Genomic DNA, 13,522 nt, shown 5'->3' with positions numbered 1-13,522 from the left:
GTAAAGCAATACATCGAATCACAGCGTTCTGAAGAACATCAGGCCAAGAAAAACCAACAATTCCAGAAGAAAACCCTATTGGAATGATGGTTGCGTTATTTGTAATCGGCGCATTCATCCCTCGGACGTTCTTGCGAACGGCCGGTGTTTTCTGCGCTGAATCATTATAATTCATTTTTATCCACTCCCAACTATACTCACCTGTTAACTTTCTGTCAATTATTTTTGCAGGTTGCGCGATTAAATGCCATCTGGTATACTAAAAGAAAACATCTTAAAGGAGGTATCATTATCAGACAGATTCATCTGAGAGAAACACGCACCGCAGTCACAGAAAAGGTGGTAGAATCATTATTTTCTGTTTTACCAATCGTTATTATCGTCTTTATTCTGTGCCTGTACATTTCCCCTATGCAGCCGGATCTTCTCCTGACCTTTCTTGTCGGAGCCATGATGCTGATTATCGGTATGGGCCTTTTCTCGCTGGGAGCTGAGCAATCCATGACACCAATTGGAAACCAAATTGGAACTGCGCTCACACGTACAAAAAATCTCCCGCTGATCCTTGCTGTCAGTTTTCTTCTGGGCTTTGCGATCACAATCGCTGAACCGGATCTCCAGGTCCTTGCCCAGACCGTCCCTCATATCAGCAACACGGTACTGCTTATCACAGTTGGTGCCGGAGTAGGCTTTTTTATGAGCGTATGTATGCTGCGTATTCTAACAGGAATGCGCCTTCGCCTGCTGCTGATCTTCTTTTATGCCATAATCTTTTTGCTTGCTTTTTTTGCTGACAAAAATTTTCTTGGCATCGCTTTTGATTCCGGCGGTGTTACAACCGGACCAATGACTGTTCCTTTTATCCTTGCACTTGGACTTGGTGTGTCTAATGTACGAAGCGATAAAAACGCCGAAGCCGACAGCTTTGGTCTTGTTGCGCTTTGCTCGATTGGCCCTGTTCTTGCAGTTTTGATTCTTGGATTTTTCTATAAGGACAATGCCGCCGTTGCAGATCTTAGCACTGCTTCTTATGGCACGACCACAGATATTGGATATGCCTTTCTTCATGCTATTCCACATTATCTAAAGGAAACTGCCATTGCTATGCTGCCAATTATCGTGATCTTCTTTCTGTTTCAATTTACACTGCTTCATCTTGACAGCAGAAATCTCGGAAAGATTATGATTGGCTTACTTTATACGTATATTGGTCTTGTACTCTTTTTGACCGGCGTTAACATCGGATTTTCTGCTCTTGGCGCAGAACTTGGTGCAGCACTTTCCTCTGGAAAAAGTGTCTGGTGGCTCGTTCCTCTTGCCATGGCAATCGGCTGGTTTATCATATCAGCTGAGCCGGCTGTTGCAGTTCTTGAAAAACAAATTGAAACAGTCAGTGCCGGTGCTATACCTGGCCGGGTAATCAAGCGCAGTCTCTCCATTGCAATTGCACTTGCAATGGGACTTTCCATGATTCGCGTTCTCACTGGAATTTCTCTTTTCTGGTTTTTAATTCCAGGATATACAACTGCATTAATTTTAACCTTCTTCGTTCCAGATATATACACAGCTATTGCATTTGACTCTGGCGGTGTTGCATCTGGTCCGATGACAGCAACATTTATGCTTCAGTTTTTTATGGGCGCGAGCATCGCACTTGGCGGTAATGTACTCCAAGATGCGTTTGGCGTTGTTGCACTCGTTGCTATGATGCCTCTCGTCTCCATTCAGCTTGTCGGTCTTTTCTATGAGCGCAAGCAAAAACGTACCAAAGAAACTACTGTTGTCTATGGCGACTACGATATTGTTGAATTGTGGGAAGGAGAACATGCTAAATGAATTACATAATCTCAATCATAAACCCGGACTCACTTTCCATTCTGATGGATCTTTGCAATCAGCTTGATCTGCCGTTTAGTATTACAATGGCAGGTCGCGGCACAGCAGTGCAAAGTATGCTCGATCTTCTTGGCATAGAATCTAATGAACGACGTATTGTGTTTACCGTGGCCAATGAAGAAAAAACAAAAAAACTGATTCAGGCGCAAAAACGCCATATGCACATTGGGGTTCCTGGTCATGGAATCGTGATTGCTGTCCCTATTAAAAGTGTTGGAGGAGGAAAAACAGTGGCCTTTTTAAATGGAGAAACAGATAACGCAGCTTACACGCCTTCGCTTAATTATGCGCATGAGCTTATCGTTGCCGTCTGCAGCCAGGGCTGCACCGATATGGTTATGAATGCGGCACGTGCAGCTGGTGCACGAGGCGGCACCGTCCTTCACGGAAAAGGAACTGGTGCAAAGGGCGCACCAAAATTCTATAACATCACAATTGCACAGGAAAAAGAGATGATCCTGATCGTTGCAGCAGCTTCCCAAAAAGCAGCTATAATGCAGTCTATCCTGAAAAAAGCAGGTCCTGACAGCAAAGCCGGAACGATTGTATTCTCACTTCCTACTACGCAGGTTGCAGGGTTTGCGCTGCTTGACAATCAAGACGAAACCTAATAAAAATGAGCAATCATCCAGACATTTAACATCTGGGTGATTGCTCTCTTTTTTACATAATTCCTAATCCATTAAGTAAAATCTTCAGTCCAATTAAAATAAGAATCACACCTCCGCAAAACTCTGCTTTTGAGCGATATTTAGATCCAAATATACTTCCAATCTTAACGCCAATTGCAGAACAGACAAAGGTTACACAACCAATAAAGCTTACAGCTGGAACTATCTGTACCTTTAAGAATGCAAAGGTTACACCAACGGCAAGTGCATCAATGCTAGTTGCAATCGCCAAAAGAAGCATCTCCTTGGCATCCATACAGGCATCAACATTTTCATCCTCTCCCATTGCTTCCTTAAGCATATTTCCACCGATAATAATAAGCAATACAAACGCAATCCAGTGCGCATACTTTGTAATCATATCAGCGAAAAAACTTCCAAGGAAATATCCGATAAGCGGCATCAGTGCCTGAAAGCCTCCAAACCACGCACCTGCGACAGCCATGTGCTTTTTTGTAATTTTCCCCAAAGACAAGCCCTTACAGATTGATACAGCAAACGCATCCATAGACAAACCCACTGCCAGAATAAATAACTCCACTAAACTCATTTTGTTTGTACCCCTTTGTTACAGCGCAAACTGACTATTATACAGCTTCGCATAGAATCCATTCTTTGCAAGCAATGATTCGTGGTTACCCTGCTCGATGATATGACCATCTTTCATAACAAGAATCACATCTGCTTCCTGAATAGTTGAAAGACGGTGTGCCACGATAAAGCTTGTTCGTCCCTGCATCATTCGGCTAAATGCTTCCTGAATCTTTATTTCAGTACGTGTATCAATTGAAGATGTTGCCTCATCAAGAATAAGCATCGGTGGTAAGCAAAGCATAACTCGCGTAATACAAAGCAGCTGTTTTTGTCCCTGAGAAAGAGATCCGCCATCCTGTCCTATATCTGTATCATATCCCTTTGGCATTCTCTTAATAAAGCTGTGTGCATGAGCTGCCTTTGCTGCCTGAATCATTTCTTCCTCTGTTGCGTCTGGGCGCCCCATCATCAGATTTTCGCGTATGGTACCGCTTTTAAGCCATGTCTCCTGAAGCACCATACCATAATTTTCTCGTAAGCTCTTTCTTGTCACATTGCGAATATTATGACCGTCAACTTCAATTGTACCAGCATTTGTATCATAAAAACGCATAAGAAGATTTATCAATGTAGTTTTTCCGCATCCAGTTGGACCAACAATAGCTACTCTCTGTCCTGGCTTTACAGACAGATTTAAATCTTCAATCAGCTTCTGTTTAGGATCATAAGAGAAGTTTACGTGAGACAGTTTTACAGCTCCGTCAACATTCTGCAAAACCTCTGCATTATCTGCATCTGGTACTTCTGTCTCTTCATAAATCAGATCAAGAAGTCTTCCTGCACATGCCAGCGCGTTCTGAAGCTCCGTAACAACGCTTGAAATAGAATTAAACGGCTTTGTATACTGGTTTGCATAATTTAAAAAGCTATACAGCTGACCAACATTTATTCCGCCGCCAATAGAGAAAAAGCTTCCAAATACAGCAACAGCTGCATATACAAGAGAGTTTACAAAACGTGTTGCCGGGTTTGTGATAGATGAAAAGAATGTAGCCTTTACAGAGCAGTCACGAAGGCGTTCATTGACCTCATTGAAGCGATCCATTACCTTTTCTTCCTGACCAAATGCCTTAACGACCTTCTGATTATTAATCATCTCATCAATAAGCGTAGTCTGCTCACCTCTAGTCTCGGACTGCTTCTTGAACAGATGAAATGTCTTCTTAGCAATGAAGCCTGCCACAAAAAATGAAATTGGTGTCAGAACGACAACTGCTGCTGTCATTGGAATATTAATTGTAAGCATGAAAATCAATGTACCTGCAATTGTGATAACACCACTAAAAAGCTGAGTAAAGCCCATTAACAGACCATCAGAAAACTGATCAGCATCGGCAATAATACGGCTTACTATATCACCATATGGATGACTGTCGATATATTTTAATGGAAGTCTTTCGATCTTTTCAAAGGCCTCCTGACGAATATCACGCACTACTGCATAAGTAATGCGGTTATTGCAGATATTCATAATCCACTGTGCGGCTGCACCGATAATAATAACAGCTGCACCTTTATAAAGAATAGGCTTAATTCCATCAAAATCCACCTGTCCAGGCGATAAAATCAAATTGATGGCATCTCCTGTCAGAATAGGAAGATAAAGCGTACATGCAACTGTCACTGCCGCTAAAATTAGTGAGAACACTAAAACAGCACGATAATGCTCTATATATTCTAATACCTTTACAAGTGTTTCTTTCTGTTTGGTACGATCATATTTTTTCTTCGCTGCCATGATTACGCCTCCTTTCCTGACTTTTTATACTGAGAATCATAAATTTCTTTATATACACTGCACGTTGTAAGAAGCTCATCATGCGTGCCAACACCAACGCTCTTTCCATCATCAAGCACTAAAATCTGATCAGCAAATCTGATAGAAGAAGTTCTCTGTGATACAATAAATACAGTTGGTGCATTTTTCATCTCTCGAATTGCCTTTCTAAGAGCTGCATCAGTCGCAAAGTCAAGTGCCGAGGCACTGTCATCAAGGATTAAAATGCGTGGTTTTCTTACTAGTGCACGCGCAATAGTCAGACGCTGTCTCTGACCGCCAGAAAGATTCTTTCCGCCCTGCTCAACAAAAGCATCAAGACCGCCTTCCTTTTTCTGTACTACCTCAGCTGCCTGAGCAATTGTAAGTGCTTCCATGATCTCCTCATCTGTTGCATCCTCTTTGCCCCACTTCATGTTCTCACGAATGGTTCCAGCAAACAGCACTGCCTTTTGAGGCACTACAGCAATCTGGCTTCTAAGTGATTCCATATCCTGTTCTTTTACAGGTTTTCCAAATACGAGGACATTTCCCTGTGTCGCATCATAGAAACGAGGAATCAAATTAACAACAGATGTTTTTCCTGAACCAGTTCCACCTATAATACCAATTGTCTGACCTGTCTTTACATGAAGATCAATATCAGTAAGAGATGGTGCACCTGCACCTGAATAAGTTAATGATACATGATTAAAATCAACGGCATTTGCCGGAGTTCTTTTTTCTTCAATGCACTCTTTGCTTCCATTTTCCATAGACGGCTCTACTTCTAGAACTTTCTGGATACGGTTTCCACATGCAACTGCCTTTGTAATATTAATAATCAAATCTGCTAATTTAATCAGCTCGACTAATATCTGAGACATATAGTTGACAAGAGCTACAACTGCACCCTGTGTCAAAATGCCTCCCTCTACTCTCCAAGCACCAGTCCAGACAAGAACAAGAATTGCAGAATTAACGATAACAAATGTTAATGGATTCATCAATGCTGAAATCTTTCCAACAAAAGTCTGTAGTCTTGTAAACTGCTCATTCTCTGTCTTAAAGTGGCTGATTTCTTCTTCTTCCTTATTAAATGCACGAATTACACGCACACCTGTCAGATTTTCTCTTGTAATACCAAGTACGCGGTCAAGCTGTGACTGTACCTTTTTATAAAGCGGAATGCTTGAAAGCATAATGCCAAATACAACAACAGACAAAAGCGGAATTGTAATCACAAAGATCATGGCAGCCTTAAAATCAATAGTAAATGCCATAATCATAGAGCCAAATACAATGAATGGAGAACGCATGAACAGACGAAGCACCAGATTCGTTCCTGTCTGAACCTGATTGACATCACTTGTCATACGTGTGATCAGCGTTGATGTACCAATAGTATCAAGCTCTGTATAAGAAAGCTTTTGTATATGCTCCATTAATACCTGCTTAATTTTCGCTGCAAAGCCTGCTGCCGCTCTTGCAGAAAACCACTGCGCTGTAGTTGCCATTGCAAGACCGATTACGGCAAGCAGTAAAAGCAGCAGTCCCATGCGAAGACAATATGCGCGGTCTTCTGCTGCAATACCGTAGTCGATGATTCCTTTAATAACAAGCGGCACAAACAGTTCAAAGACAGCCTCAAGCATCTTAAAAATAGGTGCCAGACATGCCTCCTTACGGTATGCCTTTAAATAAATCAACAGTTTCTTCATTTCTTTTATTCTCCTTTTCGGAAGCGAAGCAGCATATCATTCCACTTCACACCGCCGTGTGTGGAAGCTGATACACCCTGCCAGATAAATCCAGCTTTTTCATAAAGAGGACGCAGATGATCCTTACATGTTAGCACAACACCGTCTTGTCCACGCTTACGACTCTCCTCGACATAGTGACGTACCATCTGGCCTGCAACACCCATTCTGCGATAACGTGCAATCACATTAACACCAAATACAGTCTGCCATGGACCATTTTCTACAAGCTTTGTAGTATCATGATAAAGCTCATCAGGAAGCTCTGGTTTATCATAGGAAGCACCATCAATAAAGCCAATCAGCTCTCCTTCTTCATTGTATGCACCATAGCAAACAAACGCCGGACTTGAAAAACGCTCCTCAAAATCTTTCTCGGATGCAGCCTCTGCCGGAAGGAAGCATGCACGTTCAACTGCTGCAATCTCTCCAACCTGCTCTTTTGTCATTTTCTTCATAGTAACAGATACATGCTTGCCATGATCACGATAAACAGTGTACTCACGCTGTGCAAGGCCTTCATTATAAATCATGCCCGGCACCTCTTTACGGCTCGTCTCCTCTGCCGGATTTCTTGTCTTTCCAGTTGTACGATTTTCAAACGGCGGAAAGACAGTAAGCGGTAATGGATATACATCTGTCTCTTTCTGATAGCGGTAGCCATTTTCCGGAATTGGCAGTGTTGGGCAGCTATAGAAGGAATCTCTTGGTGTTCCCGGCGCTGGTGCCTCAACTGTTGCCAGCTTAACAGAAATATTTTCTGGCAGCGTTACATTTGTAATCGTTGTCATATGATATGGCTGATCTGGTACATATTCGAGATTTGCCGGACGCTTATACATACTTGTTACAAAAGCTACTTCCTGCGTTTCTTTTGCTACCTGAAGAGAAAGATCTTCAAAGCTTGCATCTGCCACATCATCAAGAACAATTGCATGACGCGTATCTTCTTTCTCAAAACCAATTGACAGACCCTTTACCTCTAATCCTTTTACATGACGGGCATAAAATCCGTATGCCGGCAAAATACCAAAAATACTTGGCTCCGGATAAGAAGTCGGAAGCTCTGGCACATTATAAGGATCATCCTTCCAGCTCTTTGTCTTTTCGTCCCAATCGACTCTTGGAAGCAAGCCCTCGTTTTTCAGGAAAAATGTATTCACAAGCCAAGGAAGGCTTTGAATGGACGGCTTTGTCTGATACTGTGTATACTCCCAGTTCGTATTTAACTGACGCTGCTCTGTCGCATGCTCCATCGTTAATCCGCCGCGATAAGTTACCTTAATATCTTCCAGCTGTACATTTTCAATATTGCTGCCATCAAGACCGGCAAGAAGAATCGGGTATCTCGGATCAACACTCTCTGCGTTGACACGTGCAATTCTAATATTTTTTACCTTTGCAAGCGGTCTTGAGCATCCATTTGCCCTTGATGCTGCCTCTGGTGCGTCAAGAGCTTTCGTGCGGTCTGCCACATAGCCTTCTCCTGCCACATATACCTTACCATAAGTTACGCCATCTTCTTTGACTAAATTTGCCTGATTCAGCGTAACTGGATTTTCTTCATCCACAACTGTGAAGAAGGAACGTCCGTCCACACTTACAAGCTTTGTTTTATTATAGGACGGTGTATAACGCACTGCCGGAATTACTGGATAATGCTCATTATCAGGAATAACAAAGCCCCTGTTGTCCAGACGAATATTAGGTGCCTTAGCCTGAATCTCCTCACTCATCTGCATACCTGTCACAGGGAATCGGCAGCGATCACCAACGCGGATAAAAATTGGAGAGCTGCTAATATACTTCATATGGCTGTCTTCAAAAATAATATCTGTCAGATCACTTCCGTCTACTGCTTCTAATGCAAAACCTCTTGAATGCTCAAAATCAACACGGCGCACTGTTACCTGATGATAGCCACATGAAGACTCGGTTCCAAGCTTTACACGGCCTGTCGGGCCACAGCGATCCTCAGCCACAAGCTTTTCGTTTGTGTAGGTCTTTGCATAGACGCTTCCTGCATCGTAGCCAGATACCTTGCAATCCTCGATAAGCACATTTTCAAGCGGCATAAAAATACCAGCACCATAGGAGCTTTTCATAACAAGACCATCATCTGTAAGTGAATTGAATACACTATTTCTAACTGTCACATCCTTACAGCAGTCTACATCAAATGCATCTCTATTTGTATCAATCAAAATGCCGTCAACATACATGTTTTCAACACCTTCTGCAATAATGGCAAAATGGCCGCCGATTACAAGTGAGAAATCTGTCAGTACAACATTTTTACAGCGCACAAGTGCAATTGCCTTATTTCCAAACCACTCACCGTTATGACCTCTTTCATTTCTAAAAGCCGGCTCAGACGGATCACCGCCTAAAAGCACATATTCACGGCACTTTTCTTCTTCATTCCAGCTGCTTCCATCAATCAGTCCATCACCAGAAATCATGATATCACACAGATCTGCACCATAAAACAGACTGTTTGCAAAATAGCTGTGACCATGATCCTGCAGACCTGCAAAACGATTGATTTCCGGCTCAAGGTAATTGCCACCCTCGCCATCCTGATTGACATAAGAATGCTTAATATCAGTTCTCGCTGCACGAATCACTGCGCCTTCCTCGAAATGAAGATGCACATGACTTTTTAATTCAATAGTATAGGTACGATACTCTCCTTTTGCAATTACAACAGTTGCACCGCCCTGCTTTGATGCTGCCAGAATTGCTTTGTTGATCGCCTGAGTATTTTCCACAGCACTTTTTTTAGGCGCTGCTCCAAAATCGGATGCGTAAAGAATTGTTTCATATGAAAGATCGAAAGGACGAATTGCCGCACCTGTTGCTTCCTTAATTGTTTCCATTTTTCTCCTTTGCTTTGATGCCCTATGGCACATACTTATTTTACTTTTTTCTTTGCCAGTTTTTTCCATGCTGCAAAAAAAGCAAGACTTCCTGCCAGCACAAGAAGCATAATAAGTGCTGCACAGTGCATAAAAAATTCATCTGGCAAAATCGTAATAACTGGATCCGTATATGGATCAAATAGCCAATAATCATTTTGAAACACAAGCTTATGAAATGTAATAAATACCCATTCCCAGTTTGCTGTAATCAAAAGACCAAGTGATGCCGGTATACCAACACTAATAATTCCCGCTGCTGCAAAAAGACTTCCAAAACGCTTTTTCTTTGCCGCTATAATTTCAACAGCTGACAGTGGAATTAAAATCAATGCTCCATACTCAAAAACACTAAATACTTTTTTCACTTCCTCAAAGTGAATACGCCCAGATTCTGACATTGGAAAATCTGGGAAATTAAGTATCCCCGTATGCCAGATATTATTGTAACGAATCAACGCATCAAAGTTTTTTCTGATCACGTCATTACTGTAACCGCTGCTGTCTGAGATATGAAGCAGCTTCATATCTAAATAGTAGAGTGGGCGAAAATTCAGCGTAACAGTTACACTTACACAGACAAGGCACAAAAATAAAATGAGCCCGCCTAATACTGCGGCAAAACAACCTGTCAAAGTTAAGTTTCTGACAGGTCGTCTGCAATGAACTTGATTACTCATGCTGAAGCCCCTGCGCAATCTTTTGTCCTGTTGTTGTTGCAGCCAGTCCTCCCTTTCCTGTCTCACGAATAGCCTCAGGAAGACTGATTCCAACACTTCTCATCGCATCAAACACTTCGTCTGGCGGAATGATGCTTCGAACACCAGCCAGTGCCATATCAGCTGCTGAGAGCGCATTAACTGCACCTACAACATTTCGCTTCACACAAGGCACCTCCACAAGACCGGCTACAGGATCACATGCAAGGCCAAGCAGATTTTTCATTGCCATAGCTGCTGCATGAATGATTGCCTCGGTGTCTCCTCCTGCAAGGTAAACAGCTCCTGCTGCTGCCATGGAACTTGCAGAACCAATCTCTGCCTGACAGCCTCCTGCCGCACCCGCAAGAAATGCACGGTTTGCAATGACACCGCCCACACCTGATGCAATATACATTGCCTCAAGCATACGCTCATCATCAATCTGGCGCTGTTCCTGAAGCGTTAGATATACGGCCGGAACCACGCCACAGGCACCAGCCGTAGGTGCTGCCACAATACGTTTCATACAGGCGTTTGACTCACCCATCTTCAGTGCTTTTTCAATTGCCGATGCAATTACTGGACCGCAGATTGTTTTTCCAGACACGACTGCATCATGAAACAATTGTCCATTTCCGCCTACCATACCGCTTCTTGACTTTTGTTTTGCATCATAGGCTGCATCTGCCTCTTTCATCGCCTGATACATTGCCATCAATTCTTTTTTTGACTGCTCGGGACTCACCATGCGCTCCTTACAGTCATCCTCAAGGATCACCTGCCAAAACGGTATATTTTTTTGTTTTGACACCTGCGCAATTTCTTCTAATGATTTATACATATCTCAATCCTTTCGCACTGCATCATTTTAATCTTCCCTTTGTGCCTGACTCAAATATGTGACTTTGACAATTCCTTCCTGTCTGGACAGCCACTTGATTGACTCTGCCGGAACCTCCTGATCACACTCAATGACCATCGCAGCCTGTCCTCCTCTGCTCTGACGAAACAGCTGAAGCGTAGCGATATTGACACCCTTATGACCAAGCATTGCCGTAACCTCCATCACATGTCCTGGCTGGTCAATATTTCTCACGATCAATGTCGGATAATCACCCTCAAAATTAGCTGGAAGGCCATCAATTTCACAGACGCGAATGCGTCCGCCGCCTATGGAAGCTGCTACTACCTCAAGCACACTTCCATTTACACCCGTAAGATTTAGCTTGACAGTATTGGGATGTGCATCAACTAGCTCTACATGATCAAATGAAAATTTCATTCCAGCCTCATCTGCCAGCTCAAAGCTGTGTGGAATCCTTGCATCATCTACTGCAAGTCCCAAAAGTCCGGCAACAATTGCCCGATCTGTACCATGGCCGCTTCCAGTCGCCCAGAAGGAACCATGCAGATGAATCTGTGCCTCTTTGATCGGTTCTGCCAAAAGCTTTCCTGCTACCAGGCCAATTCGAACAGCTCCCGCTGTATGGGAGCTTGACGGGCCGACCATAACTGGTCCAATAATATCAAGAATATTCATTGCTCCTCCTATTAATCAAAAGGAAAGGCCACTCTGCCTGATTCAGAATGGCCCGTTATTCTTAGCATTAGCCAAAAATACCTTTTTTATAAAATGGTTTAATATTATCTACGATTGCTAACGCTGCCGGATCTGCTCTGCGGCATTCAATTTCTTTTCCGTTTAAGTAATCCTTTGCAGCAAGCTTTAACTGCTCAAGAACGGTATCAGAGCTGCTTGTAGTCTCTGCTACCAACAGATAACCTTCCTTGCTTCCCTGTACACGCTGCGCTAACCACATACGCTTTACCTGTCTTGTTGCCTTTGCAGTTCTCTTTAAGGCGCCAATCAGCATATCTGGTTCATCAACAAGATCTCCATATGTGACTTCACCCTGCGCTTCATTAGATGCGCTCTCTGTCTTTGTCTCAGTCGGCATTACTGTCTTTGGTACATTTGAAACTGGTGCAGGTGTTGGCTCACTTGCGGACTCCTCACCATTTTCTGCTGCCTCAGCAGCTTTCGCCTTTACTTCTTCCTTCTTTGCACGGATCTTATCAATCAGACCCATTACATGCTCGTTTACAGTAAGTCCAGTTCCATTTCTGTTGATTACAATCTCGGCATTGTTTGCCTTTGCCATCTTCTCAGCTGCCTCGTAAGTCATAACTGAAATACCCATCTCATGCGGCTTATATACTCTCATGAACTCTGTAATATCAGTGAACAGCGGAAGTGCCTTCTGATCAGAATCCTTCTTTCCCATAAACACAATTGCAGGGCGTGCACCCTCTGGAATCTCCTCTCCAGCACGGAAGGTCTTTCCATCCTTCTCCATAACTGTCGGTGCCATAAATTTAGCGTCACATACTTCAAAGAATACATTGTTAGCTAAAATCGTATAAACCTTTAACTTTTCTTTATCATCCTTAAATACAGATGCATCAGGATTCTGTGCCATAAACTGTGCATGCTGAATTAATGCTGCCTGCAGCTTTCCATTGCAAAGATCCTGCTTCTTCTCATCCTTCTTCTGATCCATCTCTGGCATCACATCAGAACGCTTTACGATCATCGGATGATTCATGTTGTCAACAATCACCTGCTCAATGCCCCAATAATACAGCTGAGCAAAAAACGGAACAATTACCTGATTTGGCAGCTTCTGATAAATCAGATGCATTCCACGATCTTCCTCAAGTTTCTTAAGTGCTCTAGTCAGGTTATCCTCTGTTGAAAACAGCCATACATTTCTGCCCGGATCAAGATACGGATACTTCGGTCTTTCTGTAAATGCAACATACAGTGTCTCTGCTTTCTTAATCGCATCGACAACACCCCAATAAATAATCTGCTGCTTAATCGGGAAATGAATTGCCTTATATTTCTCATCTTTTTTTGCAATCTCTGTGTTGAAGTAAATATAAGTAAGCTCGTCCAGGCTCAGATCTCCAATCTCGTCATCTGGCATTTCCTGTGATACGACGAACTTTCTAATTAATTCACTTTGACGTTCTTTTTCTATCATGGCTGTGCTACCTCTCATTCTGCCTGCTGTTGTTTTGTACGAAGCACAATATACAGTACCACTATATATTGTGTCCAATTTTGTTTTCATCGGCATAACTGTAGTTTATTGTAACAGGAAATGCGTAAAACTGCAAGTCTTATTGCTATTTTTATCAACTTTTTGAAAGTTTTGAAAAT

The 13,522-nt window shown here is 42.7% G+C and carries 10 protein-coding genes; 2 read left to right on the top strand and 8 right to left on the bottom strand.

Annotated elements, in window-relative coordinates:
* Window positions 1-339: 339 nt before the first annotated feature.
* Together LKD48_RS13570 and LKD48_RS13565 are read left to right on the top strand one after the other, a co-directional pair.
* Window positions 340-1,836 carry a DUF1538 domain-containing protein gene (locus tag LKD48_RS13570; RefSeq protein WP_227101999.1) on the top strand — a complete coding sequence of 499 codons (1,497 nt, stop codon included), beginning with the start codon at window positions 340-342 and terminating at the stop codon, window positions 1,834-1,836.
* The gene (locus LKD48_RS13565) at window positions 1,833-2,507 is read left to right on the top strand and encodes a P-II family nitrogen regulator (RefSeq protein WP_308732284.1); all 675 of its coding nucleotides are present in this window, start codon (window positions 1,833-1,835) and stop codon (window positions 2,505-2,507) included. The genes LKD48_RS13570 and LKD48_RS13565 overlap by 4 nt, the downstream gene beginning before the upstream one ends.
* 52 nt (window positions 2,508-2,559) lie before the next feature.
* Here the strand turns inward: LKD48_RS13565 and LKD48_RS13560 are convergent, their stop codons facing one another.
* The 8 genes from LKD48_RS13560 to LKD48_RS13525 all read right to left on the bottom strand — a co-directional run bounded on the left by LKD48_RS13560 (window position 2,560) and on the right by LKD48_RS13525 (window position 13,343).
* Window positions 2,560-3,117, bottom strand: a complete 558-nt coding sequence (locus LKD48_RS13560) for a manganese efflux pump MntP (RefSeq protein ID WP_308732283.1) — start codon at window positions 3,115-3,117, stop codon at window positions 2,560-2,562.
* Between the two features lie 18 nt (window positions 3,118-3,135).
* Complete coding sequence (locus tag LKD48_RS13555; RefSeq protein WP_308732282.1) at window positions 3,136-4,899, bottom strand: ABC transporter ATP-binding protein; 1,764 nt, start codon at window positions 4,897-4,899, stop codon at window positions 3,136-3,138.
* A gap of 2 nt (window positions 4,900-4,901) precedes the next feature.
* Window positions 4,902-6,638, bottom strand: a complete 1,737-nt coding sequence (locus tag LKD48_RS13550) for an ABC transporter ATP-binding protein (RefSeq protein ID WP_308732281.1) — start codon at window positions 6,636-6,638, stop codon at window positions 4,902-4,904.
* A 5-nt stretch (window positions 6,639-6,643) separates the two neighbouring features.
* Complete coding sequence (locus LKD48_RS13545; protein ID WP_308732280.1) at window positions 6,644-9,556, bottom strand: GNAT family N-acetyltransferase; 2,913 nt, start codon at window positions 9,554-9,556, stop codon at window positions 6,644-6,646.
* Window positions 9,557-9,591: 35 nt separating this feature from the next.
* Window positions 9,592-10,275: a TIGR01906 family membrane protein gene (locus LKD48_RS13540; protein ID WP_308732279.1), complete on the bottom strand. Its 684-nt coding sequence runs from the start codon at window positions 10,273-10,275 to the stop codon at window positions 9,592-9,594.
* On the bottom strand, window positions 10,268-11,137 hold the full coding sequence (gene sdaAA, locus LKD48_RS13535) for an L-serine ammonia-lyase, iron-sulfur-dependent, subunit alpha (protein WP_118612376.1): 870 nt from the start codon (window positions 11,135-11,137) through the stop codon (window positions 10,268-10,270). Before sdaAA ends, LKD48_RS13540 begins: the two co-directional genes overlap by 8 nt.
* Window positions 11,138-11,164: 27 nt before the next feature.
* Window positions 11,165-11,836, bottom strand: a complete 672-nt coding sequence (sdaAB, locus tag LKD48_RS13530) for an L-serine ammonia-lyase, iron-sulfur-dependent subunit beta (protein ID WP_227101992.1) — start codon at window positions 11,834-11,836, stop codon at window positions 11,165-11,167.
* A 67-nt stretch (window positions 11,837-11,903) separates the two neighbouring features.
* Window positions 11,904-13,343, bottom strand: coding sequence for an enhanced serine sensitivity protein SseB C-terminal domain-containing protein (locus tag LKD48_RS13525; protein ID WP_308732278.1), 1,440 nt, complete (start codon window positions 13,341-13,343; stop codon window positions 11,904-11,906).
* Window positions 13,344-13,522 lie beyond the last annotated feature (179 nt).

Origin of the sequence: Anthropogastromicrobium aceti (assembly GCF_020687335.1) — a bacterium.
GTDB classification, from domain to species: Bacteria; Bacillota; Clostridia; order Lachnospirales; family Lachnospiraceae; genus Anthropogastromicrobium; species Anthropogastromicrobium aceti.
Note: the sequence above shows the minus strand (reverse complement) of the source record. Positions and strands in the feature narration are given on the sequence as shown.

Coding starts and splice junctions, on each gene's coding strand:
- sdaAA (WP_118612376.1), bottom strand. CDS start 11,137: ATGTATAAATCATTAGAAGAAATTGCGCAGGTGTCAAAACAAAAAAAT.
- LKD48_RS13560 (WP_308732283.1), bottom strand. CDS start 3,117: ATGAGTTTAGTGGAGTTATTTATTCTGGCAGTGGGTTTGTCTATGGAT.
- LKD48_RS13555 (WP_308732282.1), bottom strand. CDS start 4,899: ATGGCAGCGAAGAAAAAATATGATCGTACCAAACAGAAAGAAACACTT.
- LKD48_RS13540 (WP_308732279.1), bottom strand. CDS start 10,275: ATGAGTAATCAAGTTCATTGCAGACGACCTGTCAGAAACTTAACTTTG.
- LKD48_RS13545 (WP_308732280.1), bottom strand. CDS start 9,556: ATGGAAACAATTAAGGAAGCAACAGGTGCGGCAATTCGTCCTTTCGAT.
- LKD48_RS13525 (WP_308732278.1), bottom strand. CDS start 13,343: ATGATAGAAAAAGAACGTCAAAGTGAATTAATTAGAAAGTTCGTCGTA.
- LKD48_RS13550 (WP_308732281.1), bottom strand. CDS start 6,638: ATGAAGAAACTGTTGATTTATTTAAAGGCATACCGTAAGGAGGCATGT.
- sdaAB (WP_227101992.1), bottom strand. CDS start 11,836: ATGAATATTCTTGATATTATTGGACCAGTTATGGTCGGCCCGTCAAGC.
- LKD48_RS13565 (WP_308732284.1), top strand. CDS start 1,833: ATGAATTACATAATCTCAATCATAAACCCGGACTCACTTTCCATTCTG.